This is a genomic window from Microbacterium sp. NPDC064942 (assembly GCF_049545525.1).
GTDB lineage: Bacteria > Actinomycetota > Actinomycetes > Actinomycetales > Microbacteriaceae > Microbacterium > Microbacterium gawkjiense.
Window position 1 is genome coordinate 63,093 of sequence record NZ_JBMWDR010000002.1, and the last position, 23,442, is coordinate 86,534.

The 23,442-nt window shown below is 71.7% G+C and carries 21 protein-coding genes and 1 tRNA gene; 9 read left to right on the forward strand and 13 right to left on the reverse strand.

The genetic code is table 11. The annotated features are described in order from the left end of the window. Positions 1-152: 152 nt before the first annotated feature. Positions 153-1,697: an amino acid permease gene (locus ACPEH2_RS04685; RefSeq protein WP_359920623.1), complete on the reverse strand. Its 1,545-nt coding sequence runs from the start codon at positions 1,695-1,697 to the stop codon at positions 153-155. Positions 1,698-1,856: 159 nt separating this feature from the next. Between ACPEH2_RS04685 and ACPEH2_RS04690 the strand changes: the two genes are divergently transcribed. The 5 genes from ACPEH2_RS04690 to ACPEH2_RS04710 are packed head-to-tail and all read left to right on the forward strand — an operon-like array spanning position 1,857 to position 6,817. After that, a complete protein-coding gene (locus ACPEH2_RS04690) occupies positions 1,857-3,212 on the forward strand; it encodes a glutamine synthetase family protein (RefSeq protein ID WP_359920621.1) in 1,356 nt (451 codons plus the stop codon). Continuing rightward, positions 3,193-3,963: a gamma-glutamyl-gamma-aminobutyrate hydrolase family protein gene (locus ACPEH2_RS04695; protein WP_359920619.1), complete on the forward strand. Its 771-nt coding sequence runs from the start codon at positions 3,193-3,195 to the stop codon at positions 3,961-3,963. The genes ACPEH2_RS04690 and ACPEH2_RS04695 overlap by 20 nt, the downstream gene beginning before the upstream one ends. After that, the gene (locus tag ACPEH2_RS04700) at positions 3,960-5,315 is read left to right on the forward strand and encodes an aldehyde dehydrogenase family protein (protein ID WP_359920616.1); all 1,356 of its coding nucleotides are present in this window, start codon (positions 3,960-3,962) and stop codon (positions 5,313-5,315) included. The genes ACPEH2_RS04695 and ACPEH2_RS04700 overlap by 4 nt, the downstream gene beginning before the upstream one ends. A gap of 18 nt (positions 5,316-5,333) precedes the next feature. After that, a complete protein-coding gene (locus ACPEH2_RS04705; protein WP_217529774.1) occupies positions 5,334-6,107 on the forward strand; it encodes a 3-oxoacyl-ACP reductase in 774 nt (257 codons plus the stop codon). Continuing rightward, positions 6,104-6,817, forward strand: a complete 714-nt coding sequence (locus ACPEH2_RS04710) for a FadR/GntR family transcriptional regulator (RefSeq protein WP_359920614.1) — start codon at positions 6,104-6,106, stop codon at positions 6,815-6,817. Before ACPEH2_RS04705 ends, ACPEH2_RS04710 begins: the two co-directional genes overlap by 4 nt. Before the next feature lie 125 nt (positions 6,818-6,942). Here the strand turns inward: ACPEH2_RS04710 and ACPEH2_RS04715 are convergent, their stop codons facing one another. Beyond that, complete coding sequence (locus ACPEH2_RS04715) at positions 6,943-7,824, reverse strand: transglutaminase family protein (RefSeq protein WP_359920612.1); 882 nt, start codon at positions 7,822-7,824, stop codon at positions 6,943-6,945. Next, positions 7,821-10,331 carry a circularly permuted type 2 ATP-grasp protein gene (locus ACPEH2_RS04720; RefSeq protein ID WP_359920609.1) on the reverse strand — a complete coding sequence of 837 codons (2,511 nt, stop codon included), beginning with the start codon at positions 10,329-10,331 and terminating at the stop codon, positions 7,821-7,823. The genes ACPEH2_RS04715 and ACPEH2_RS04720 overlap by 4 nt, the downstream gene beginning before the upstream one ends. A gap of 88 nt (positions 10,332-10,419) precedes the next feature. Between ACPEH2_RS04720 and ACPEH2_RS04725 the strand changes: the two genes are divergently transcribed. From ACPEH2_RS04725 to ACPEH2_RS04735, 3 genes are all read left to right on the forward strand, one after another. Beyond that, positions 10,420-10,932 (forward strand): amino-acid N-acetyltransferase, encoded by a 513-nt coding sequence (locus ACPEH2_RS04725; protein ID WP_311285146.1) that lies wholly within the window; start codon positions 10,420-10,422, stop codon positions 10,930-10,932. Between the two features lie 45 nt (positions 10,933-10,977). Beyond that, positions 10,978-11,697, forward strand: a complete 720-nt coding sequence (locus tag ACPEH2_RS04730) for a hypothetical protein (RefSeq protein WP_359920606.1) — start codon at positions 10,978-10,980, stop codon at positions 11,695-11,697. Positions 11,698-11,990: 293 nt separating this feature from the next. Next, a complete protein-coding gene (locus ACPEH2_RS04735) occupies positions 11,991-12,392 on the forward strand; it encodes a dehydrogenase (RefSeq protein ID WP_217529765.1) in 402 nt (133 codons plus the stop codon). A gap of 26 nt (positions 12,393-12,418) precedes the next feature. Here ACPEH2_RS04735 and radA read toward each other — a convergent pair whose 3' ends face one another. The 4 genes from radA to ACPEH2_RS04755 are packed head-to-tail and all read right to left on the reverse strand — an operon-like array spanning position 12,419 to position 16,639. Then, complete coding sequence (gene radA, locus ACPEH2_RS04740; protein WP_217529762.1) at positions 12,419-13,777, reverse strand: DNA repair protein RadA; 1,359 nt, start codon at positions 13,775-13,777, stop codon at positions 12,419-12,421. Between the two features lie 53 nt (positions 13,778-13,830). After that, a complete protein-coding gene (locus tag ACPEH2_RS04745) occupies positions 13,831-14,784 on the reverse strand; it encodes an L-lactate dehydrogenase (protein WP_359920602.1) in 954 nt (317 codons plus the stop codon). Between the two features lie 53 nt (positions 14,785-14,837). Further along, the gene (locus ACPEH2_RS04750) at positions 14,838-16,217 is read right to left on the reverse strand and encodes an MFS transporter (protein ID WP_359920600.1); all 1,380 of its coding nucleotides are present in this window, start codon (positions 16,215-16,217) and stop codon (positions 14,838-14,840) included. Between the two features lie 50 nt (positions 16,218-16,267). Next, entirely contained in the window at positions 16,268-16,639 is a 372-nt protein-coding gene (locus ACPEH2_RS04755) for a DUF429 domain-containing protein (protein ID WP_359920598.1), read from the reverse strand. Between the two features lie 145 nt (positions 16,640-16,784). On the opposite strand from ACPEH2_RS04755, the gene ACPEH2_RS04760 reads away from it, so the two are divergent. Further along, positions 16,785-16,875 (forward strand) — tRNA-Ser (locus ACPEH2_RS04760). Positions 16,876-16,921: 46 nt separating this feature from the next. Here the strand turns inward: ACPEH2_RS04760 and ACPEH2_RS04765 are convergent. Genes ACPEH2_RS04765 through ACPEH2_RS04790 form a run of 6 tightly spaced genes read right to left on the reverse strand, consistent with a single transcriptional unit; the run spans position 16,922 to position 23,386 of the window. Further along, positions 16,922-17,722, reverse strand: a complete 801-nt coding sequence (locus ACPEH2_RS04765; protein WP_359920596.1) for an HpcH/HpaI aldolase family protein — start codon at positions 17,720-17,722, stop codon at positions 16,922-16,924. Then, positions 17,707-18,492: a 2-keto-4-pentenoate hydratase gene (locus ACPEH2_RS04770; RefSeq protein ID WP_359920594.1), complete on the reverse strand. Its 786-nt coding sequence runs from the start codon at positions 18,490-18,492 to the stop codon at positions 17,707-17,709. The genes ACPEH2_RS04765 and ACPEH2_RS04770 overlap by 16 nt, the downstream gene beginning before the upstream one ends. A gap of 12 nt (positions 18,493-18,504) precedes the next feature. Further along, entirely contained in the window at positions 18,505-19,653 is a 1,149-nt protein-coding gene (gene hpaD, locus ACPEH2_RS04775; protein ID WP_359920591.1) for a 3,4-dihydroxyphenylacetate 2,3-dioxygenase, read from the reverse strand. Between the two features lie 28 nt (positions 19,654-19,681). Further along, the gene (gene hpaE / locus ACPEH2_RS04780; protein WP_359920589.1) at positions 19,682-21,193 is read right to left on the reverse strand and encodes a 5-carboxymethyl-2-hydroxymuconate semialdehyde dehydrogenase; all 1,512 of its coding nucleotides are present in this window, start codon (positions 21,191-21,193) and stop codon (positions 19,682-19,684) included. A 22-nt stretch (positions 21,194-21,215) separates the two neighbouring features. Further along, positions 21,216-21,914, reverse strand: a complete 699-nt coding sequence (locus ACPEH2_RS04785; protein ID WP_359920586.1) for a GntR family transcriptional regulator — start codon at positions 21,912-21,914, stop codon at positions 21,216-21,218. After that, positions 21,896-23,386 carry a fumarylacetoacetate hydrolase family protein gene (locus tag ACPEH2_RS04790; RefSeq protein WP_359920583.1) on the reverse strand — a complete coding sequence of 497 codons (1,491 nt, stop codon included), beginning with the start codon at positions 23,384-23,386 and terminating at the stop codon, positions 21,896-21,898. Before ACPEH2_RS04790 ends, ACPEH2_RS04785 begins: the two co-directional genes overlap by 19 nt. Positions 23,387-23,442 lie beyond the last annotated feature (56 nt).

Below are 23,442 nucleotides of genomic sequence, written 5' to 3' on the forward strand. Positions count from 1 at the left end.
CGCGTCAGCGGATGCAACGGATGCCGGGCGACACCCGGCATCCGCGTCGCCGCCACCGGCGTGTCGCGTCGGATCTGTTGCATCCGTGAACGCGGCCGGACGTGCGAACGGACCGGGTGCGCCCTCAGCAGCACCCGGCCCGTCCGGGTCTTTCAGGAGCGGCGGTCTCCGAAGACGTCCTTCTCCATGGCGTCGTAGCCCTCGCGCTGCGGGTCGCCGTGCAGGCCGCCCGAGAGCGCGTACTCCTCCTCGGGAGAGAGGATGAGGCGCTTGCGGCCATAGACGGCGAAGCCGATGAAGATCACGACGTAGACGACGATGATCGCGACGATCGCGAGGAGGAACGTCGGGTTGAACAACAGACCGACGAACACGATCGCCGCGATGATCGCGGCCGAGTAGGCCCCGAACAATCCCCACGGGCTCTTGTACGGACGTTCGGCGTTCGGGAACTTCTTACGCAGGATGATGAACGACACCATCTGCAGGAAGTACGCGAGCACCGCGCCCCACACGGCGATGTTGAGCACGATCGCGCCGGCAGGGCTCGTGTCGCCGCCCGCGGCCTGGAGGATGACGAGCGCGATGAAGCCCAGCACGGCACCGAAGGTGAGCGCCACCCACGGCGTCTGGCGCTTGCCCGTGAGCGACAGCCACCGCGGGTAGTAGCCCGCCCGCGACAGCGAGTACATGTTGCGCCCGTAGGCGAACATGATGCCCATGAGCGAGGCGAGCAGACCGATGAGTGCGAGCAGCGACAGGATCGCGGCGGCCTGCGGCGGCAGGAACGCCTTGAAGCCGTCGAGGAGCGGCTCGACCGACGTGCCGGTCGCCTCCGCCCCCAGCACGCCGGTGTTGAGGAACAGGACGATCAGGCCGGTGCCGATGAGGGTTCCGCGAGCCCACAGTCCCGCGCGCGGGATGTCGCGGGCCGGATTGTGCGACTCCTCCGCGGCTAGGGGCAGCTCCTCGATGCCGAGGAAGAACCACATGGCGAACGGCAGCGCGAACAGGATCGCCCCGAGGCCCTCGGGCAGGAACGTCGATGCGCCGAACGCGTCGGGGTTCGGGGCCATGTCCCACAGCGACGCCCAGGAGAAGGCGCCCGAGACGAGGGCCATCACCCCGAAGACGACGATGATGCCGATCGAGATGACCGACACGATGATCGCGAACCGGAACGAGACCGCCGCGCCCGCGGCGTTCAGGCCGATGAACAGGACGTAGAGGACGACCCACCACAGCCACGCGGGCAGGCTGATCCCGGTCAGCAGCTCGAGCGCCTGATTCGCGTACGACCCCGAGAAGTAGACGACCACCGCGGTCGTCGCGACGTACTCGATGGTCTCGGCGAGGCCTGTCGCGAGCCCTCCCCACGGTCCCATCGCCGAGCGCGAGAACGAGTAGGCGCCGCCGGTGTGCGGCATCGCGGCCGCCATCTCGCCGATCGAGAAGGTCAGGCCGTAGTACATGAGCACGAGCACGGCGAAGGCGATGAGCATGCCGCCGAAGCCGGCGAAGTCGATACCGAAGTTCCAGCCCGAGAAGTCGCCCGAGATGACGGCGGCGACCGCGAGACCCCAAAGTCCCCAGACTCCCGCGGAGCGCTTCAGCGTGCGTTTCTCGAAGTAGCCGTCCTCGGCTCGGGCGTAACGGACGCCGCCCGTCGTGGTCGGAGTGGTGCTCGGATTCGTCATGAGACCTCCTGGCTGCGGTCGGCGCGCAGCGCGCCGTCGGGTCGGCGCGCTGGCTCACGCCTTGCGGAAGAGTGTGGCGTCTATTGGTACGCCGTGTCTACCTTTGGCATGTAGCGTTCTCGTTACAGACCCGACCAGCGCACGACGGAAGGATGACGGATGCCCGGAAATCTGACGGTGGACGAGCTCGCCGACGCGATCGCGAAGGACGAGATCGACACGGTGATCGTCGCCTTCCCCGACGCCCAGGGGCGCCTCGTCGGCAAGCGCGTCGCGGGCCGGTTCTGGCTCGACGAGGTCGCGGGGCACGGCGCCGAAGTGTGCGACTACCTGCTCTCGGTCGACGTCGATGTGAACACGATCGACGGCTACGCGATGTCGGGCTGGGACAAGGGCTACGGCGACCTCGTGCTGCGCCCCGACATGTCCACCCTCCGCCGCATCCCGTGGCAGGCCGCCACGGCGCTCGTCATGGCGGACCTCGAGTACGTGCGCGGCGGCGCGGTGATCCAGTCGCCCCGCGGCATCCTCAACGCGCAACGTCAGCGTCTCGCCGACCGGGGCCTCGTCGCCTACTCGGGCACGGAACTGGAGTTCATCGTCTTCGACGACTCGTTCCGGGATGCCTGGGCGAAGCGGTACGTCGGACTGCAGGCATCCACCGACTACAACGTCGACTACAACCTGCTCGCCACGACCCGCCTCGAGCCGTTGCTGCGCGACATCCGCCGCGGCATGGAGGGCGCGGGTCTCTACTGCGAGGGCGTCAAGGGCGAGTGCCACGACGGCCAGCAGGAGATCGCGTTCCGGTTCGCGGAGGTGCTCGAGACCGCCGACCAGCACACGATCTACAAGAACGGCGCGAAGGAGATCGCCGACGCGCACGGCAAGTCGCTGACCTTCATGGCGAAGTTCGACCAGCGCGAGGGCAACAGCTGCCACATCCATCTGTCGGTCCGGGGTGAGGACGGCGAGGCCGTCATGGCGGGCGACGGCGAGCACGGGTTCAGCCCGCTCATGGAGCACTGGATCGCCGGCATCCTCGCGACCCTCCGCGAGTTCACGCTGCTCTACGCACCCACGATCAACTCGTACAAGCGGTTCGCGAAAGGGTCGTTCGCGCCGACGGGCATCGCGTGGGGCGTCGACAACCGCACCTGTGCGCTGCGCGTCGTGGGAAAGGGCTCGTCCCTGCGCGTCGAGAACCGCGTGCCCGGCGGCGACGTGAACCCGTACCTCGCCATCTCGGCGATCATCGCCGGCGGCCTCCACGGCATCGAGAACGAGCTTCCGCTGCCGGCGCCGCTCACCGGCAACGCCTACGACTCCGACGTCGAGCACCTGCCGACGACGCTCCGCGAAGCGGCGGACCTCTTCGAGAAGTCCGAGATCGCGCGCGCGGCGTTCGGCGAGGACGTCGTCGCCCACTACCTGCACCAGGCGCGTGTCGAGGTCCTCGCCTACGACGCCGCCGTGACCGACTGGGAGCGCATCCGTGGCTTCGAACGTCTCTGATCCCGCGGGCGGCCGCCGCCCCGTCATCGGACTCACCACCTACCTCGAGCGGGCGGTGCAGGGCGTCTGGGACGTCCGCGCCAGTTTCCTGCCGCAGCAGTACTTCGACGCCGTGACCGCGTCGGGCGGGGTCGCGGTCCTGCTGCCGCCGCAGCCGTCCGCGAAGGCGGCGGCCGAGGTCGTGCTCGACGGCCTCGACGGGCTGATCCTCACCGGCGGGCTCGACGTGCAACCCGAGCTGTACGGTGCGGAGCGGCATCCGCTCACCGACCCTGCCCGCGCGGACCGCGACGAGTGGGAGCTCGCCCTGCTCGCGGGCGCGCGCGAGCGCGGCATGCCCGTGTTCGGCATCTGCCGCGGTCTGCAGCTGATCAACGTGGCCTACGGCGGCACGCTGCACCAGCACCTGCCCGAAGCCCTCGGCACCGACCGCTACAAGATCGGCGGCGGCGTCTTCGCCGAGAACACCGTCGACGTGGATGCCGAGACGACACTCGCCGGACTCATCGGCGCCGGCCCCTACACGGTGCACAGCTACCACCACCAGGGCGTCGACCGCCTCGGCGAGGGACTCGTCGTCACGGCGCGCACCGACGACGGGCTCGTGCAGGCGTTCGAGGCGCCCGGAGACGACTACCTCGTCGCGGTGCAGTGGCATCCCGAGGAGAACTCCGCCGACCGGCGCCTGTTCCTCGGGCTGGTCGCCGCGGCCGACGCGTACGCCGCCGCGCACCGGGGGGTCGCCGCGTGAGCGTCTTCACCGTCCTGAACCCCGCCACCGGCGCCGCCGTCCGCGACGTCGACCTCGCCTCGGTGGAGCAGACGGATGCCGCGATCGCCCGCGCCGTCCGCGCTCAGCGCGCGTGGGCCGAGCTCGCCCCCGTCGCGCGCGCCGACGCCCTGCGCCGGTTCGCCGGTGTAGTGGAGGCCCACGTCGAGGAGCTCGCGCAGCTCGAGGTGCTCGAGGCGGGGCATCCGATCTCGTCCGCGCGGTGGGAGGCATCCCACGTCGCGCAGGTCCTGAACTACTACGCCGGCGCGCCGGAACGCCTGATCGGCAGGCAGATCCCCGTCGCCGGCGGGCTCGACGTGACCTACCACGAGCCGTACGGCGTGGTCGGGATCATCGTGCCGTGGAACTTCCCGATGACGATCGCGTCGTGGGGCTTCGCGCCCGCGCTCGCCGCCGGCAACGCGGTCGTCCTCAAGCCCGCCGAGCTCACGCCGCTGACCGCGATGCGCCTCGGCGACCTGGCCGTCGAGGCGGGGCTGCCCGAGGGGGTCTTCACCGTCATCCCCGGTGCCGGGCCCGTCGTCGGCGAGCGGTTCGTGACGCATCCCGATGTCCACAAGGTCGTCTTCACCGGTTCGACGCGGGTGGGCACCCAGGTCGCTGCGGGCTGCGCGCGCGAGCTGAAGCCCGTGACGCTCGAGCTCGGCGGCAAGAGCGCGAACATCGTCTTCGCCGACGCCGACCTCGAGGCCGCCGCCGCAGCCGTCCCCGGCTCGGTGTTCGACAACGCGGGGCAGGACTGCTGCGCCCGCAGCCGGCTGCTCGTCGAGCGGTCGGTGTACGACCGGTTCCTCGAGCTCGTCGAACCCGCCGTCGCCGCCTGGCGCGTGGGCGATCCGAACGACGAGTCGACCGAGATGGGGCCGCTCATCTCCGCCGCGCAGCGCGACCGGGTCGCGTCCTATGTCGACGGTGCCGACGTCGCCTTCCGCGGGATCGCACCGGAGGGTGACGGGTTCTGGTTCGCGCCGACCGTCGTGCTCGCCGGGCGGGGCGACCGCATCGCGAAGGAAGAGGTCTTCGGACCCGTCGTCGCCGTGCTGCCCTTCGACGACGAAGCCGACGCGATCGCCCTCGCGAACGACACCGTCTACGGGCTCGCGGGCTCGATCTGGACGCGCGACCTGGGGCGCGGCATCCGAGTCTCCCGGGGCGTGCGCAGCGGCGTGCTGTCGGTCAACTCGCACTCCTCGGTCCGCTACGCGACCCCGTTCGGCGGCATGAAGGCCTCGGGCCTCGGCCGCGAACTCGGGCCGGATGCCGCCGAGCACTTCACCCAGACCAAGAACGTCTTCTACGCCACCTCCTGACCCGGAAGGACCTCCCGAATGGACCTCACCCAGCGCCTGCACGACCGCGTCGCCATCATCACCGGCGGTGCCAGCGGCATCGGCCTCGCGACCGCTCGCCGGTTCGCCGCCGAGGGCGCCCGCGTCGTCATCGCCGACCTCGACCCCGAGACCGGGCAGAAGGCCGCCGACGAGGTGGGCGGTGTCTTCCGCCAGGTCAACGTCGCCGACCAGGCCTCCGTCGACGCGCTCTTCGACGGGGTCGCCGCCGACCTCGGCTCGGTCGACATCGCCTTCAACAACGCCGGCATCTCGCCCGCCGACGACGACTCGATCGAGACGACCGAACTGCCCGCGTGGGACAAGGTGCAGGACGTCAACCTCAAGAGCGTCTACCTCTGCTCGCGCGCGGCGCTGCGGCACATGGTGCCGGCCGGCAGAGGCTCGATCATCAACACGGCGTCGTTCGTCGCGCTGCTCGGCTCGGCCACGTCGCAGATCTCGTACACCGCCTCGAAGGGCGGCGTGCTCGCGATGACCCGCGAGCTGGGGGTGCAGTTCGCGCGGCAGGGCATCCGCGTCAACGCGCTCTGCCCGGGGCCGGTGAACACGCCGCTGCTGCGCGAACTGTTCGCGAAGGACCCCGAGCGCGCGCAGCGCCGCCTCGTGCACGTGCCGATGGGCCGCTTCGCCGAGCCCGAGGAGATGGCGGCCGCCGTCGCGTTCCTCGCCTCGGACGACGCCTCGTTCATCACCGCCAACGCCTTCGTCGTCGACGGCGGCATCACCAACGCCTACGTGACGCCGCTGTGACCCGCGCCGCGTCGTCGCCGGATCTCGGCCGCACCGTCTACCGACCGGTGCGCGGCGGCAACGCGCTCGAAGACACCGTCGCCCGGCTCGTGCAGACCGTGCGGCTCGGCGTGGTCGCGCCGGGGGAGTCGCTGCCCTCCGAGCGCGACCTCGCCGACCGGTACGGCGTCAGCCGCGACACCGTGCGTCAGGCGATCGGCGAGCTCGCCGACGCCGGGTACGTCGTGCGCCGGCGCGGCCGGTACGGCGGCACGTTCGTCGCCGACCCGCTCCCCGTGCCGACCGGGCCCGTCGACACCGCTGAGCTCGACGACGTCCTGGGGCTCCGGCGTGTGCTCGAAGCGGGGGCCGCGCGGGCGGCGGCCTCGCAGGAGCTGACGGATGCCGCTCGCACCGCGCTCGCGCAGCGGCATCACGCGACCGTGGGAGCCGACGAGGGGGAGTACCGCCGGCTCGACTCGCTGCTGCACCTCGCGATCGCGGAGGCCAGCGGCATCCCGTCACTGCTCCCTCTGATCGTCGAGAACCGGGCGCGCGTGAACGCGTGGCTCGACACGTTCCCCCTGCTGCCGCGCAACATCGAGCACTCCGACGCGCAGCACGAGAGGATCGTGGCCTCGATCCTCGCCGGCAAGCCCGATGCCGCCGAGGCGGCCGTGCTCGATCACCTCGCCGGATCCGAGGCGCTGCTGCGGGGGTTCTTGGGCTGAGGTGCGCGTGCCGGGGCTCGGTTAGCGTTCACTGATGCAATGGATGCCGGCCGACACGCGGCATCCGCCGGTCCTGAGACGGCGTGTCGGGTCGGATCTGTCGCATCCGTGAACGGAAACGACCCTCAGTCGAGCGGGGCGACGTCGACCTGCACGCGCAGGGTCGAGGTCTTGGCCTCGGTGAAGATGATGCCGGTCACGGGCGAGACGTCGCCGTAGTCCCGTCCCCAGGCGACGGTGACGTAGCGGTCGTTCGCCCACTGGTTGTTCGTCGGGTCGATCGCGAGCCACTGGTCGGTGCCGGGCAGCCACACGGCGAGCCAGGCGTGCGAGGCGTCCGCGCCGAACACGCGCTCCTTGCCGGGCGGCGGCTGCGTCGCGAGGTATCCCGACACGTACCGCGCGGCCACGCCGTGACTGCGGAGGCACGCGAGCGCGACGTGCGCGAAGTCCTGGCAGACGCCCGCCCGCTTCGTCATCGCGTCGGCGACCGTGCTCGTCACGGTGGTCGCGGTCTTGTCGTAGTCGAAGTCGCGGAAGATCCGCTGCATCAGGTCCGTCGCCGCCTCGCCGATCGGACGTCCCGGTATCAGCGACTCTGCCCCGTACGCGCGCGCTGCGGAATCGTGCGCGGCGCGGGCGGACTCGAGCGCGTACTCGGTCGCCTCGACCGCACCGGGGAGGTCCGGATGCCGCAGCGGCCGCGCGAGCTCCCACGGCTGCGCGAGCGCCTCGGCGTCGTACTCGGGCACGGCGACGGTCACCTCGCTCGCCGCCTCGATCGTCAGCGCCTCGTGCGGATCGGTCACGTGGAAGTAGGTCGACGAGTTGCCGAACCAGTCCGTGCGCGGCGAGATGTCGCCGGGCACCGGGTCGACGGTGACCTCGGCCTGCGCCACGGTCTGCCAGGGCAGCTCGCGCGGACGCAGATGGAACTGGCCGATGCTGTCCTGCACGGCATCGCTGTAGGTGTACGCCGTGCGGTGCCACACGCGGTAGCGGGTCATGCGCGCGCGCCCATCAGCTCGACGAGCGACAGCTCCGTCATCGACACCGGCGGGGGCCCCGCCTCGAAGTGCAGGTCGGCGATCGCGTCCGACAGCTGCTCGAGCTGCGCGCGGATGCTCTCGAGTCCCTCGACGAGGCGCTGCCGGCGCCCGCCGACGACGGCGGTCATCTCGAGCACCTCCACCTCGGCGAGACCCGTCTCGAGCTGATCGAGCAGGCGCTCGGCGCGCGACGACCCGGTCGACGCCGGCAGGGCGGCGAGGTGCTCCCGCAGCGTCTGCAGCGAGAACGCGAGCGAGCGCGGATTGCCGCGGTCGAGCAGCAGTAGCTCGGCGACGTCGGCCGCCCGCATCGCCCCGCGGTACCGGCGGCGGTGCGTCACGACGCTCTCGGCCGACAGCAGCAGCGACTCGAGCACCTCGCGGTCGGTGCGCGGACCGCGGCTGGCCGACAGCGCCGACGACAGCAGAGTCGTCAGCTGCAGCCCGCGCTCGAGGTAGCGACCGGCCTCCATCATGTGCCAGCCGGGGTCGCGGATCATGTTCGCCGTCACGCCGTACAGCGACAGCATCGACGCGAGCATGCGTCCGGCGGACTCCGCGGTGCGGTGCGGATGCGGGGCGCTCCGCAGCGCGCGCACGGCGCGGTCGATGTTCGAGAAGACCCGCCACGTGTCGCCCGAGAGCTGATCGCGGACCCCCTCCATCGCGTCGCGCAGCCGCGCGATCGAGTGCGCCGCCGAGCCGGGGCGGGAGGCGTCGAGCAGCAGCGACCGGAACTCCGCCTCGGGGTCGGTCCAGCGCGTCCCGGCGAGGCGGTCGAGCGCGGCGAGCAGCACGCGGACGCTCTCGGCCGCCCGCGCGGCCGTGTGCGCGCCGGGCTGGTCGAGCGCCGCCTGCGTCGCGATGATGAGGCGCAGCAGATCCTCGGCGCGCTCGGCGTACCGCCCGGTCCAGAACAGGTCCGACAGTGCGCGCGGCGCAAGAGTCGGGTCGCTCCGCGTCGTCGGGAGGGATGCCACCTCCGCGATCCCCTGGTCGGGATCGGCCTCGTCCGACTTCAGGACCCACACGTCCTTCGTGCGCGGCGCCGCCTCGGGTGCGGTGCGCACCGTCGCCAGCCCGCCGACGAGCGGCCGGTAGGTCGAGCCGAAGCGGATCGCGAAACCCCGCAGGGTGACGGGTCGAGCGGATGCCGCGCCCCCGGCATCCCACACCGGAACCTGCGACAGGTGCAGCCGCTCGACGGCCGCGAAGCGGTGCGGCTCGCGGTCGATCCGGCCGCGGACGGCGGGGTCGGTCGCGGCGAGGGGCCGGCGGGGGTCGTCGATGTCGAACACCTCGAGCGCCGGGTCTGCGGCATCCAGCCGCGGCAGCGCCTCGGCGCGCGCGTCGTCGTCGCCGAGCCACCACGCCGGCACCGACGGGAGCCGCAGCTGCTCGCCGAGCAGCCGCTCGCACACTGCCGGCAGATAGGGGAGGAGTGCCGGGTTCTCGAGCACGCCGGCGCCCAGCCCGTTGACGACGCGCACCCGTCCGCGGCGCACCGCTTCGGCGAGGCCCGCGACACCGAGCCGCGACCCGGCGCGGAGTTCGAGCGGATCGCACCACTCCGCATCGACGCGTCGCAGGATGACGTCGACGCGTTCGCGCGGCGTCCGCGACGGCCACTGGGCGGGCTTCATCCAGACCGCGCCGTCCCGCACCACGAGGTCGCTGCCCTGCACGAGCGGAAAACCGAGCGCGTTCGCGAGGAACGCCTGGTCGAACGCCGTCTCGGACAGCGGGCCGGGGGAGAGGACGACGATCCGCGGCGCGCTGACGCCCTCGGGCGCAGCGGCGATGAGAGCCGCGCGCAGGGCCGCGAAGTACGGATCCATCCGGTGCAGCGCGCCCTCGTCGAGCAGGTCGGGCAGCACCTGCGAGATCACGCGCCGGTTCTCGGCCGCGTAGCCGAGCCCCGACGGAGCCTGCACGCGGTCGGCGAGCACATGCCAGTCGCCCGCCGCATCCCGCCCGAGGTCGGTCGCCGACAGCAGCAGATCCGGCGGCGGGCCGTCATCGCCGGCGCGGGCCATGGCCCGTACGAAACCGGCGTGGCCGAGGACGACCGCGGCCGGCACGATCCGCTCGCGCAGCACGACCCGCGGCCCGTACAGGTCCGCGAGCAGCGCGTTCAACAGCTCGGCCCGCTGCGCGAGTCCGACGTCCAGGCGCGCCCAGCCGGCGGCATCCATCACGAACGGCATCGGGTCGAGCTGCCACGGCTGCAGCTCGGCGCCGGCACGCGCGTACGAGACGCCGTCGTCGGCGAGGAAGCGGGCGATCTCGCCGTCGACGCGGTCGAGCTCTTCGCGGGTCAGACCGAGGGCGAGGGTGGCGAGACCCTGCCAGGCGGGGCGCAGCGTGCCGTCGGCGTCGACGACCTCGTCGAACCGCGGCGCTGCCGAGGCGAACGGCAGCGTCGGCTGCGACACGGCCGCGGCGTAATCACGGAGCACACTCACGCAGGTCCCCTTCCGGGTCCAGCGTAGGGGCACGCGGCGCGGTCGATCCGCGCGTTCCCGCCGGTGCCGGGCGAATACAGTGGAAGGTATGACGGGATCGGACGCCACCTTCACCGTGCGACCCGCGCGGACGTCGGACGTCCCCCGCATCCAGGAACTGCTCGAGCCGTGGGTGCAGCGCCGGATCCTGCTGGGCAAAGAGCGGGTCACGCTGTACGAGACCGTGCAGGAGTTCGTCGTCGCCGAGGCCGGCGACCGGCTCGTTGGATGCGGCGCCCTGCACGTCATGTGGGAGGACCTCGGCGAGATCCGCACGCTGATCGTCGCCGACGACTGGCTGCATCGGGGCGTCGGCGGTGCGGTCGTCGACCTGCTCGAAGACAACGCCCGCGCGCTGGGGCTCAGCCGGCTGTTCTGCCTCACCTTCGAGGTGCCGTTCTTCTCGCGGCGCGGCTTCGCCGAGATCGGTGAACAGGTGGTCGACCCCGACGTCTATTCGCAGCTGCTGCGCAGCCCCGACGAGGGTGTCGCCGAGTTCCTCGACCTCGCGCACGTCAAGCCCAACACCCTGGGCAACACCCGCATGCTCAAGCAGTTGTAGGCGCGCCGGGCGGGCGGGCCGGGGACCCGTGCGTACCCTGGATCCGTGACCAGCCCGACCCGCCGCCGCAAGCCGACACCCGCCGTGTACCGGCGTCGCCGGCTCGCCGTCGTGCTGCTGGCACTCCTGATCGTGGGCGGCATCGTCGCGGTGGTCGCATGGCAGCCCTGGCGGGCGTGGGCGGATGCCGCGCCGCAGCCGACGGCCGGGGCCCCGGCATCCGCTTCCCCGACCTCCACTTCTCCGGTCGCCGGCTCCCCGCCGACGCCGAGCGGTTCCGCCGCCGCGTCAGGGACGCCGACGCCGCGCGTCACCTCGTCGGCGGACGGTGACACCGGGGCGAAGCCCGACGGCGAACCCGCGGCCGCCCCGTGCACGACCGGCGACGTCACGGTCAGCGCCGTCGTCGACAAGAGTTCCTACGGGACGGGGGAGCTGCCGCAGCTGTCGATCCGCCTCGTCAACGACACCGCCCTGCCGTGCCTGATCAACGTGGGGACCGCGGCGCAGACGTTCGAGATCACGAGCGGCAGCGACACCTGGTGGCGGTCGACGGACTGCCAGACCGAGCCGAGCGACCAGGTCGTCACCTTGGATGCCGGTCAGACCGTCACGAGCGCGGCGCCGATCGTGTGGGACCGCACCCGTTCGTCCGTCGACACCTGCGACGGCGACCGGCAGAAGGCGCTGCCCGGGTGGTACAACCTCGCGGTCTCGATCGGCGGGATCGGCTCGGTCGAACCCGCCTCGTTCACGATCCGCTGACCCGCTCCGGCCCCGCGCGCGGAGGAGATTCTGAGAGGATTCTCATGATCTCGCGGGGTGGGGCCCTGTCGCCGCCTCGCGCTCGCCGCGTACCCTGGGGGCAGCTCCCGGCGGCTTTCCCCGTTGTCCCCAGCAACGGAGCCACACCGACCCCCCAGAGGTGTGGCGATCGGATCCCCCCCCCGCCGCCGGTGAGTGCTGGGCCCTCTCGACTTCTCCAGTCCCCAATGGGGAGTTCGAGGGGGCCCTTTGACGTCTCGCCGGGCCGGCCCGCGCCGCCGTAGGCTGGGGGGATGGCCGGGAAGAAGCGCGAGAAGAAGCCGCTCGAGTTCCGCAACACGCAGCTCGCCGATGCGCTCCAGACGCAGGACATGGCGGCGCTGGCGTTCGCACTGCGGCACGGACCGACGGTCGTGCCGCTCCTGCGCCCCGGTGCGCGCGACGATCCCCGCGACGCGGGGGAGGTCTGGACCTACCGCGACCCCGCCACGGGCGACGTCGCGCTGCTGCTGTTCAGTGACGCGGCGAACAAGCCGGCATCCCTGCCGCCGGGGGTCGGGCTGCAGTCCCCGGCGTGGCTGCGCGCGTTCCTCGGCACCCACGGCGAGCAGATCACGACGGTGTTCTTCGACATCGCCGGGCCGCACCCCATGCAGGCCGCTCCCGCGGACGTGATCGCCGCGCTCGAGGCCTGACCGCCGCGCTCGAGGCCTGACCGACGTCAGAAGTCGGGGCGGTCGTCCGATCGTGGGCGGTGGTGGCGCGCCCGCTGAGCCAGGGCGTCGCGCAGCGTGCCCGCGCCGGCGTCGATGACCGCCCGGTACCCGAGGCGGGTGGCCTCGGACCGGCGCTGGTCGTGCTGCGTGACGCGGCGGATCTCGCCCGACAGGCTGAGCTCGCCGATCGCCGCGAACTTCTCGGGGTTCGGGCGCTCGGTGGCGGCGCTCGCGATCGCGAGCGCGATGGCGAGATCGGCGGCGGGCTCGGTCAACCGCACCCCGCCCACGGTCGAGACGTAGACGTCCTGGTCGGACAGCTTGATGCCGGCCCGCTTCTCGAGGACGGCGAGCACCATCGCGACCCGCGCGCCGTCGACGCCGCTCACGATGCGGCGCGGGTTGGGTGCCGACGTGTGGAGCGTGAGCGCCTGCACCTCGACCGGCAGCGCGCGGCGCCCCTCGAGGGCGACGGTCACGCATGTGCCGGGTTCGCTGGGGCGGTTGCTGAGGAAGAGTGCGCTGGGATCGGGCACCTCGGCGATGCCGTCGCCCGCCATGTCGAAGCAGCCCACCTCGTCGGTGGCGCCGAAGCGGTTCTTGAGCGCGCGCACGAACCGCAGCGACGTCTGCCGGTCACCCTCGAAGTGGCAGACGACGTCGACGAGGTGCTCGAGGATGCGGGGTCCCGCGACCTGACCGTCCTTGGTCACGTGGCCGACGAGCACGACGGGCAGGTCGCGCTCCTTCGCGACGCGGATGAGGGTGGATGCCACTTCGCGCACCTGGCTCGGCTGCCCGGCGGCGCCGTCGATGAGGCCCGACGACACCGTCTGCACCGAGTCCACGATGAGCAGATCGGGCCGCACGTCGTCGACGTGCCCGAGCGTCGTGGCGAGGTCGGTTTCGCTCGCGAGGTACAGCTCGTCGTGCAGCGCCCCGGTGCGCTCGGCGCGCAGGCGCACCTGGCTGAGGGACTCCTCGGCGCTGACGTAGAGGACGCGACGGCCGGCGCGGGCGCTCTGGGCGGCGACCTCGAGGAGCAGGGTCGACTTGCCGACACCCGGCTCGCCCGAGAGCAGGATCGCGGCGCCGGGGACGATGCCGCCGCCGAGCACCCGGTCGAACTCGCCGACGCCGCTGGTGCGGCGGGGGGTCTCACGCGTGTCGATCTGCGTGATCGGTCGCGCGCTGCGCGTGGGCGTCACGGGGGTGACGGACGCCGTGATCCCGGTCTGCGTGGCGGCCTCGACGACCGTTCCCCACTGCTGGCACTCGCCGCACCGGCCGACCCACTTCGCGGTGGTCCATCCGCACTCCGTGCACCGGAAGGCGGCGGTCGGGGCGGGACGTCGTGAAGCCATGACGACAGGCTAGCCGCGGCATCCGACATCACCGTCGGCAGGCGTGACTGCGCTCAGCGCAGCGACGTCGCGACGGTCCGCAGCGCCTCCGCCGAGCGGTGGAACAGCGCCAGCTCATCGGCCGAGAACGAGGTCTCGAGGATGGGTCGGGCGCCCGCGCTGCTGACGACGGACGGCACCGAGAGCGCGACGCCGTCGACCCCCTGGAAGTCGCTCAGCACCGTCGAGACCGGCATGACCACGTGCTGGTCGCCGAGGATGGCCTCCACGATCCGCGCGCTCGACAGACCGATCGCGTAGTTGGTCGCTCCCTTGCCCTGGATGACCTTGTAGGCGGCATCGCGCACGTCGACTGCGATGGCGTCCAGCTCCTCGGTCGTGAACGCGGGCTGCCCGTCGGGCGGCTGCCAGTCGAGGATCGGGACGGTGCCGATCGTCGCCCGCGACCAGTGCGGGAACTCGGTGTCGCCGTGCTCGCCGACGATGTAGGCGTGCACGCTGGAGGTCGACACCCCCGCGCGCTGCGCGAGCTTCCACCGCAGGCGCGACGTGTCGAGGACGGTGCCCGAGGCGAAGATCCGCTCGGGCGGAAGGCCCGTGACCTCCTGACCGATGACGGTGAGCACGTCGCACGGGTTGGTGACGATGACGTAGACGGCGTTCGGCGCGACCTCGAGCAGCTGCGGCAGCATCCGTCGCAGGATGCCGGCGTTGACACCGGCGAGCTCGGTGCGGGTCTGGCCCGGGTTCTGCTTGGCGCCGGCCGTGATGACGACGACGTGGGAACCGGCGGCCACCGAGATGTCGGCCCCGCCGGAGATGTCGCTCGAGCCGGTGAACTGCGCGCCGTGGGCGAGGTCGAGCACCTCGGCCTCGACCTTCTCGGCGGCGATGTCGTAGAGGGCGACGTGGCGGGCCGACCCGCGGATCAGGGCCGCGTAGGCGACGCTCGACCCCACGGCCCCCGCGCCGACGACGGTGAGTTTCGAGTTCTCGATGAGGCTCATAGCGCCAGTGTGGCATCCGCTGCTCGAGTGTGGCTCGGATCGGGCCGTGGAAATCAGGCGGGCTGCGCCTCGGTCGCCGCAGGCCGGCGGATGCCGAGGAACGAGACCGCCGCGCCCGCGGCCATGAGGACCGCGGTGACCCACGCCGCCCGGTGGAAGCCGTCGAGGTCGAGCGATCCGCCGACGATCACGGCGAGGATCGCGATGACGACGAGGCCCGCGATGCGGGAGACGGCGTTGTTCGTCGCCGAGGCGATGCCGGAGCGCTCGCCCCCGATCGCGCCGAGGATCGTCGAGGTCAGCGGCGACACCGTGACGCCGAGGCCCAGGCCGAACACGACGAGCCCGGGGAGCACCTGCGTCCCGTAGTCGAAGTCCTCGCGGACGGCGAGCAGCATCAGCGAGCCGACCGCCATCACGAGCGGGCCGACGGTCATGAACAGGCGTGGCCCGAAACGGTTGGTCCAGCCACCGATGACCGAGCTCAACGCGATGAGCGCGACGGTCACGGGAAGGCTGGCGAGCCCGGCGAGGGTGGCGCTCAGCCCCGCGCCCTGCTGCAGGTAGACGCCGACGACGAACCCGTTGAGCGTGAGCGCGGCGTAGATGAAGAGAGTGGCCAGGTTGCCGGTCCAGAAGTTCCGCATGCGGAAGATGTCGAGCGGGAGGATCGGCGAGCGCACCGTCCGCTGCCGCAGCAGGAACGCGGCGAACATGACGATGCCGGCGACCAGCGGCATCCAGATCGCCGGATGACCCCACCCCAGGTTCGGTTGCTCGATGAGGGCGAAGACCACCCCGCCGAGTCCCAGGGTGCAGAGGGTCGCGCTCACGAGGTCGAGGTGCGCGTCGTCGCGGCGGTGGTCGATGTGGCCGAGGCGGGCGAGCAGGACGAAGGTGATCGCGATCGGGATGATCTGCACGAGGAACGCGAACCGCCACGACAGCAGGTCGACGAAGAGTCCGCCCAGAAGGGGGCCCGCGAGGTTCGCGGCAGTCGTCCACGCCGTCCACTGGCCGATCGCCCGCGCCTGCGCGGGACCGGTCAAGAGCGAGGTGATGAGTGCAAGCGAACTCGGCACGAGGAACGCCCCCGCGGCGCCCTGCAGGGCACGCGCGATGATCAGGACGATCGGGTCGGGGGCGAGCCCGACGCCGATGGAGGCGATGCCGAACCCGATGAGTCCGATGCGCAGGACGAGCACGCGGCCGAACGCATCGCTCACCGAACCGGCGAACAGGATGAGCGAGCTCAGGGTGAGGAGGTAGGCATCCACCGTCCACTGCTGCGTCGACAGGCCGCCGCCGAGCTCCTCGCCGATCGCGGGCAGGGCGACGTTCACGATCGTGCCGTCGAGGAAGGCGACCGCCGAGGCGAGGGCGGCGATCGCGACGATCAGGCCGAACCGCGGGGTCGTCGTCGATGCGCTCACAGCCTCACCGTAGACCCGCGGCGCCGACGCCGAGCCGACGCGAACGGTCGTCACCCGGGGGTCGAAGCGACGGTTCGCGTCGGGTCGAGGTCGGTGAGGGGGGTCGCGGGTAGGGCGATCCAGCCTTCGCGGCGGGCCCGCGCGGTGCGGGCGGGTGGGAGGGGGTGCGTCGCGCGGACCGCGTGTGCGCGGGCGATGAGCGCGGCGACCACGGCGTCGAACGCGTCGTCGGAGGCCTCCATCAGCGCGCGCTGCGCGGGGGAGAGGGTGAGCCACGGCGCCGCCGCGGTCAGGAGGTTCGCCGTCGCGGTGAGGCGGGCCGCGGCATCCGTCTTGTACCCGGTCACGTCGACGCGCCAGGTGACGACCGCGACGGCGGTGCGCGCGGGCTGCGCCGCGAGATCGACTCCCGAGGTGACCACACGCCGACGCTACCCGTCCGCCGGTGCGCCGAGACGTCGCAGATGGTCGCCATCGCGGGCGGGAAGCGACCATCTGCGACGCCTCGGCGAAGCGCGAGGGGGCGCTGGTTCGCGGCATCCGCTGTCGTGTCGTAAACTGGACGACGGTGACGTGTCCGAGCGGCCGAAGGTGCAACTCTCGAAAAGTTGTGTAGGGTAACCCCCTACCGTGGGTTCAAATCCCACCGTCACCGCCAGAAAAACCCCCGCGAGTCGGGGGTTTTTCCCTTTCCGGAGACGGTCTCAGTAGCCCGCGCGCTCCTCGTCGCCGGCCTGCGACCAGCGCGCCGCCAGCGCCTCGGACCCGCGGGCGAGCATGGCGACGTCGGCCCCCACGAGCACGAAGTCGGCGCCGGCGTCGACGTAGGACTGTGCGACCTCGGGGTCGAAGGCGTTGACGCCGACCGGGATGCCGGCATCCGTCACCGCGGCGAACGCGCGCAGAACGGCGGCGGTGACGTCGGGATGCGTCTGCTGACCGAGCAGACCGAGGGATGCCGCGAGGTCGCTCGGTCCCACGAAGACACCGTCGACGCCGTCCACCGCGGCGATCGCCCCGGCGGCCTCGACGCCCTCGGCCGTCTCGACCTGGACGAACAGCGATACGTGCTCGTCGGCGTCGGCGAGGTATCCCTCGATCCGGTTCCACCGGGCCGACCGCCCGAGCGCCGACCCGACGCCGCGCCGACCGTGCGGGGGATATCGCACCGCCTGGACGACCGCCTCGGCCTGCGAGGCGGACGACACCATCGGCACGAGCAGGTTCTGCGCGCCGAGGTCGAGGACCTGCTTGATCACGACCGCATCGTCGGACGGCACCCGCACGACCGGGGTCACCGGGTAGGCGGCGACGGCCTGCAACTGGGCGAGGACGGATTCGAGCCCGTTCGGGGCGTGCTCCATGTCGATGAGCACCCAGTCCAGGCCCGCGCCCGCGCAGATCTCGGCCACGAGAGGCGAACCCGAGCACACCCACATGCCGGCCAGCGGACGGTCGGACTGCGCCAGCGCGGCGCGAAAGGTCGGGGTCAGACGAAGCGACATGTGATCTCCCCCATCGGGCCGTACTCGCACCGTACCTCGTCGCCCGCCGACACCCACATCGGCCGGGTGAACGACCCGGCGAGGATGATCTCGCCCGCCTCGAGCCGGGCGCCGTGCTGCGAGAACTTGTTCGCGAGCCAGGCGACGCCGGTGGCGGGGTGGCCGAGCACGCCCGCGGCGACGCCGGTCTCCTCGATCTCGCCGTTGCGCGAGAGCACACCGGGCACCCAGCGCAGGTCGATCTCGTCGGGACGCTTGTGCACGTCGCCGAGCACCATCGCGCCGTACGCCGCGTTGTCGGAGATCGTGTCGACGATCGTGCGGCCCTCGAGCTCGATGTGCGAGTTCAGCACCTCGAGCGCCGGGACGGCGTAGTCGATCGCCGCGAGCGCGTCCTCGAGCGTGCAGTCGGGCCCCTCGAGCGGCTCGCGCAGCACGAACGCGAGTTCCACCTCGATACGCACGTTCGAGAACCGCGCCGCCTCGATCTCGTCGCCCGAGCGGTAGACGGTGTCGTCGAACATCACGCCGTAGTCGGGCTCGGTGATGCCCGTCGCCTGCTGCATCGCCTTGCTCGTGAGGCCGATCTTGCGCCCCACGAGCCGGCGCCCGGCGGCGACGTTGCGGTCGCGCCAGACGCCCTGGATCGCGTACGAGTCCTCGACGGTCGCGTCGGGGTACCGGGCCGTGATGCGGGGGATCACCCCGCGTGTGCGCTCGGCCTCGGCCAGCTCGGCGGCGATGGCGGCGATGGTCTCGGGGGGCAGCATCCGATCTCCTCCTCAGAGCTGGTTGCCGAGCTTGAACTCGCCATCGCCCGCCGCCTCGGGCGCGCGCGTGTACGAGAAGCCGTCGGCGCCGATCGTCACCGCCATCTCGGACGAGTCCGTGCGGGCGACGACGGGCTGCGGGTTGCCGTCGAGGTCGAGCACGAGCGAGGCATCCGTGTACCAGCTCGGCACGACGGGGTTGCCCCACCAGTCGCGGCGCTGGTTGTCGTGCACGTCCCACGTGACGACCGGGTTGTCGGGGTCGCCCGTGTAGTAGTCCTGCGTGTAGACCTCGACGCGGTGCCCGTCGGGGTCGCGCAGGTACAGGTAGAACGCGTTCGAGACGCCGTGACGGCCGGGGCCGCGCTCGATCGCGTCCGACCGCCGCAGCGCGCCGAGCTTGTCGCAGATCGCGAGGATGTTGTGCTTCTCGTGCGTCGCGAAGCAGACGTGGTGCATGCGGGGACCGTCGCCGCCGGTCATCGCCGTGTCGTGCACGGTGGGCTTGCGCCGCATCCACGCCGCGTACACCGTGCCCTCCTCGTCCTGGATGTCCTCCGTCACGCGGAAGCCGAGGGACTGCATGAAGTTGACGGCGCGCGGCACGTCGGGCGTCACCTGGTTGAAGTGATCCAGCCGGACGAGCTCGCCGGGGCTGTAGAGGTCGTACCGCCACGACAGCCGCTCGACGTGCTCGGTCGCGAAGAAGAACTCGTACGGGAAGCCGAGCGGGTCGACCACGCGAACCGAGTCGCCGATGCCCTTCGTGAACCCGTTCGGCTCGCGCCGCACGTCGCACCCCAGCTCGGAGTAGAACGCGACCGCCCTGTCGAGGTCCTCGGCGGAGCGCACCCGGTACGAGAACGCCGCGACGGCCGCGATCGGACCCTGCCGCAGGACGAGGTTGTGGTGGATGAACTCCTCGGTCGAGCGCAGGTAGATCGCCTCGTCGTCCTCCTCGGTGACGTGGAGCCCCAGGATGTCGACGTAGAAGACGCGGGATGCCGCGAGGTCGGTGACGACCAGTTCCATGTACGCGCAGCGCAGCACGTCGGGGGCGGGTGAGGAGGGGGTCGGGAGCGGGTTGTCGGAGCGGATGGGGGACTCCTGGCTCACCCAGAAGCCGGAGGAGGTGAGGGTCATGTCGTCGCGGTGGCTCATGTCAGCGTCCTTGCGTGAGTGAGGGAGGTCAGTTCTTGCCGAAGGTCGGGTTGTGCACCTTGCCGAGGGTGATGTGCACGGCCTGCTGGTCGGTGTAGAAGTCGATCGAGCGGTACCCGCCCTCGTGCCCGAGGCCCGAGGCCTTGACGCCGCCGAACGGGGTGCGGAGGTCGCGCACGTTGTTGGAATTCAGCCAGACCATGCCGGCCTCGACGGCCTGCGAGAAGTTGTGCGCGCGCTTCAGGTCGTTGGTCCAGATGTAGGCGGCGAGGCCGTACTTCGTGTCGTTCGCGAGTGCGAGGGCCTCGTCGTCGGTGTCGAACGGCGTGATCGCCACGACGGGGCCGAAGATCTCCTCCTGGAAGATCCGCGCCGTCGGCGGCACGTCGGCGAACACGGTCGGCGCGACGAAGTTGCCGTCGTCGAAGCCGTCGGGCCGGCCGCCGCCGGCGACGAGCCGACCCTCGGTCTTGCCGAGCTCGACGTACGACATCACCTTGGCGTAGTGCTCGGGGTGCACGAGCGCGCCGACCTCGGTGGCCGGATCGTGCGGGAATCCGACCTTCACCCGCGCGGCCTGCGCCGCGTACCGCTCGACGAACTCGTCGTACACCTCGCGCTGCACCAGGATGCGGCTGCCCGCCGTGCAGCGCTCGCCGTTGAGCGAGAACACCCCGAAGATCGTCGCGTCGATCGCGGCATCCAGGTCCGCGTCGGCGAAGACGACCGCCGGGCTCTTGCCGCCCAGCTCCATCGACAGGCCCTTGAGCCAGGGCGCGGCGTTCGCGAAGATCAGCTGCCCCGTCGAGCTCTCGCCCGTGAACGAGATGAGCGGCACGTCGGGGTGCTTCACGAGCGCGTCGCCGGCCTCTTCGCCGAGACCGTTGACGAGGTTGAAGACGCCCTGCGGCAGTCCCGCCTCTTCGAAGATGCCCGCCCAGAGGGATGCCGAGAGGGGCGTGAACTCCGCGGGCTTCAGCACCACGGTGTTGCCCGTGGCGAGGGCGGGGCCGAGCTTCCACGACTCGAGCATGAACGGCGTGTTCCAGGGGGTGATGAGCCCCGCGACGCCGATCGGCTTGCGGTTGACGTAGTTGATCTGCCGGCCCGGCACCTTGAACGTGTCGTCGGACTGGGCGACGATCAGGTCGGCGAAGAAGCGGAAGTTCTCGGCCGCTCGGCGGGCCTGCCCGAGCGCCTGCGTGATCGGCAGGCCCGAGTCGAAGGACTCCAGCTCCGCGAGGCGCTCGTCGCGCGCCTCGACGAGGTCGGCGATCCGGTGCAGCACACGCGAGCGCTCGCGCGGCAGCATCCGCGGCCACGGGCCGTCGGTGAACGCGCGACGCGCGGCGGCGACGGCGGCATCCACATCGGCCTTCTTGCCCGCCGCGGCCTGCAGGTAGACCCGGTTCGTGACGGGGTCGAGCACGTCGAAGGTGTCGCCGTCCTGCGAGTCGACGAAGGCGCCGTCGATGTAGTGCTGGATGCGGGTGGGGAGGTCCGCGGGCGTGTGCGGGGCCGCGAGGGTGGGATCCGTCATGTCGTGCGTCCTTGCTCGAGGGTCAGAAGTTGGGGAGGCCGAGCGCTTCGCCCGGGTGTTCGTGGATCATGTAGGCGTCGAGCGTCGCGGAGCGGTGTCGCCGGGCCGCCTGCTCGATCTCGCCGAGCGGCGCGCCGCGCTCGATGAGCGCAACGATCTGCTCGTGCTCGCGCACCGACTCCTGCGCGCGGCCCGGCACGAAGCTGAACGTCGAGTCGCGAAGGTGCCCGAGACGCGCCCACTCGGACTCGACGAGCTCCAGCATCCGCGGGTTCGCGCACTTGGCGTAGAGCGTCGCGTGGAACACCTGGTTGAGCCGCGTGAACGAGTGCGGGTCGAAGTCGCTCAGCGACTGGATCATCCGCTCGTTGGTCTCGCGGGCGAGCCGGAGGTCGTCGGCGGTGAGGCGGCGCGCGGCGAGGGCGGTCGCGGTGCCCTCGAGGATCGACAGTGCCTGCATGCTGAAGCGGTACTGCGTGTCGTCGACCATCGAGACGCGGGCGCCGACGTTGCGTTCGAACGTGACGAGCCCCTCGGCCTCGAGTTGGCGGATCGCCTCGCGGACGGGTACGACGCTCATGCCGAGCTCGCCCGCGATCGCGCCGAGCACGAGGCGGTAGCCCGGCGTGAACTCCTGCGAGGCGATGCGCTCCTTCACCCAGTGATAGGCGCGCTGCGACTTGCTGAGGTCCGCCGGCGCCGTCAATTCGTCGCCCGCCATGCGCGGTACCGGTCCTTCCACTCGCCCGCGAGGGGGAACAGTCCGTCGACCGCGTGGCCCTCGGCGACGCGGTCGGCGATCCAGCCGTCCTCGATCTCCTGCTCCAGCGCGGCGTCGACGACCTCGGCGGCGAGCGCCGGGGGGATCACGATGACACCGTCCGCGTCGCCGACGAGGATGTCGCCGGGCTGCACCGTCGTGCCGCCGCACGCGATCGTCACGTCGGCATCCCACGGCACGTGACGGCGACCGAGGACCGCCGGGTGCGCACCGGCGGTGTACACCGGGATGCCGACGGCCGACACGGCGTCGACGTCGCGGACGCCGCCGTCGGTGACGATGCCCGCCGCCCCGCGCGCGTGCGCGCGGATCGCGAGGATGTCGCCGAGCGTGCCCGAGCCGGACTCGCCGCGGGCCTCGATCACGATGACCTCGCCCTCGCCGACGGCGTCGAACGCGCGCTTCTGCGCGTTGTAGCCGCCGCCGTGGGAGTCGAAGAGGTCCTCGCGGTTCGGGACGAAACGCAGGGTGCGGGCGAGTCCGACGAGCTTCGCGCCCGGGTGGAGCGGGCGGACGCCGTCGATCGTGACGTTGTTCAGACCGCGCTTGCGCAGCTGCTGCGACAGCCCGGCGACGGGTGCCCGCTCGAGCTTCGCGCGGAGCTCCGGGTCGAGCCCCGGCGCGGGCAGACCCGCGGCCTCGCGCGAGCCCCACGCCTCGGCGCGCTGCAGGTCGTCGGCGGCGGGGAGGGAACCCAGGGCGGGGTCGAACGGGCGCTCGCCCTGCACCACCGTCGTGCGCAAGCGGCCGGACGAGGGGGCACCGGCGGCATCCGGGGCATCCACCTCCACCTCGACGACGTCGCCGGGGACGACCACCGACGAGCCGGCGGGGGTGCCGGTGAGGATGACGTCGCCGCGCTCGAGGGTCATGTGCTGCGAGAGGTCGGCGACGATCTGCGCGAAGGGGAAGATCAGGTCGGCGGTCGTGTCGTCCTGCGCGAGCTCGCCGTTCACCCAGGCGCGCACACGCAGCGCCCCGGGGTCGACCTGGCGGGCGTCGATGAGGTGCGGCCCGATCGGCGTGTACCCGTCGCGGCCCTTGGAGCGGACGTTCGAGCCGCGGTCGTTCGCGCGCAGGTCGTAGAGACCGAAGTCGTCGGATGCCGTGACCCACCCGACGTGCGCCCACGCCTCCGCCGCGCCCACGTGGCGCGCATCGGTGCCGATGATGAGCGCGACCTCGGCCTCGAAGGCGAGCAATTCGGTGCCGGCGGGTCGCTCGATCTCGACTCCCGACGCGGCGAGCGAGCTCGACGGCTTCAGGAAGTAGGAGGGCGTGGCGGGGCGGCGTCCGCGCTGGTCGGCGCGCGAGGCGTAGCTGAGGTGGACGGCGACGATCTTGCCCGGGCGCTGAGGAAGGGCGGCGAAACGCGGATCGACGGGGGTCGTCGGTTCGATGTCGTGGGTCATGAGCTCCCTCGCTCTTGCGGCATATCCCAAATCGTATATTATCTAACCGACCGCAG

Excerpts from the sequence above, each read along its gene's own strand:
- ACPEH2_RS04685 (WP_359920623.1), bottom strand. The coding sequence starts at position 1,697 with ATGACGAATCCGAGCACCACTCCGACCACGACGGGCGGCGTCCGTTAC.
- ACPEH2_RS04690 (WP_359920621.1), top strand. The coding sequence starts at position 1,857 with ATGCCCGGAAATCTGACGGTGGACGAGCTCGCCGACGCGATCGCGAAG.
- ACPEH2_RS04705 (WP_217529774.1), top strand. The coding sequence starts at position 5,334 with ATGGACCTCACCCAGCGCCTGCACGACCGCGTCGCCATCATCACCGGC.
- ACPEH2_RS04715 (WP_359920612.1), bottom strand. The coding sequence starts at position 7,824 with ATGACCCGCTACCGCGTGTGGCACCGCACGGCGTACACCTACAGCGAT.
- ACPEH2_RS04725 (WP_311285146.1), top strand. The coding sequence starts at position 10,420 with ATGACGGGATCGGACGCCACCTTCACCGTGCGACCCGCGCGGACGTCG.
- ACPEH2_RS04735 (WP_217529765.1), top strand. The coding sequence starts at position 11,991 with ATGGCCGGGAAGAAGCGCGAGAAGAAGCCGCTCGAGTTCCGCAACACG.
- radA (WP_217529762.1), bottom strand. The coding sequence starts at position 13,777 with ATGGCTTCACGACGTCCCGCCCCGACCGCCGCCTTCCGGTGCACGGAG.
- ACPEH2_RS04745 (WP_359920602.1), bottom strand. The coding sequence starts at position 14,784 with ATGAGCCTCATCGAGAACTCGAAACTCACCGTCGTCGGCGCGGGGGCC.
- ACPEH2_RS04765 (WP_359920596.1), bottom strand. The coding sequence starts at position 17,722 with ATGTCGCTTCGTCTGACCCCGACCTTTCGCGCCGCGCTGGCGCAGTCC.
- ACPEH2_RS04770 (WP_359920594.1), bottom strand. The coding sequence starts at position 18,492 with ATGCTGCCCCCCGAGACCATCGCCGCCATCGCCGCCGAGCTGGCCGAG.
- hpaD (WP_359920591.1), bottom strand. The coding sequence starts at position 19,653 with ATGAGCCACCGCGACGACATGACCCTCACCTCCTCCGGCTTCTGGGTG.
- hpaE (WP_359920589.1), bottom strand. The coding sequence starts at position 21,193 with ATGACGGATCCCACCCTCGCGGCCCCGCACACGCCCGCGGACCTCCCC.
- ACPEH2_RS04785 (WP_359920586.1), bottom strand. The coding sequence starts at position 21,914 with ATGGCGGGCGACGAATTGACGGCGCCGGCGGACCTCAGCAAGTCGCAG.
- ACPEH2_RS04790 (WP_359920583.1), bottom strand. The coding sequence starts at position 23,386 with ATGACCCACGACATCGAACCGACGACCCCCGTCGATCCGCGTTTCGCC.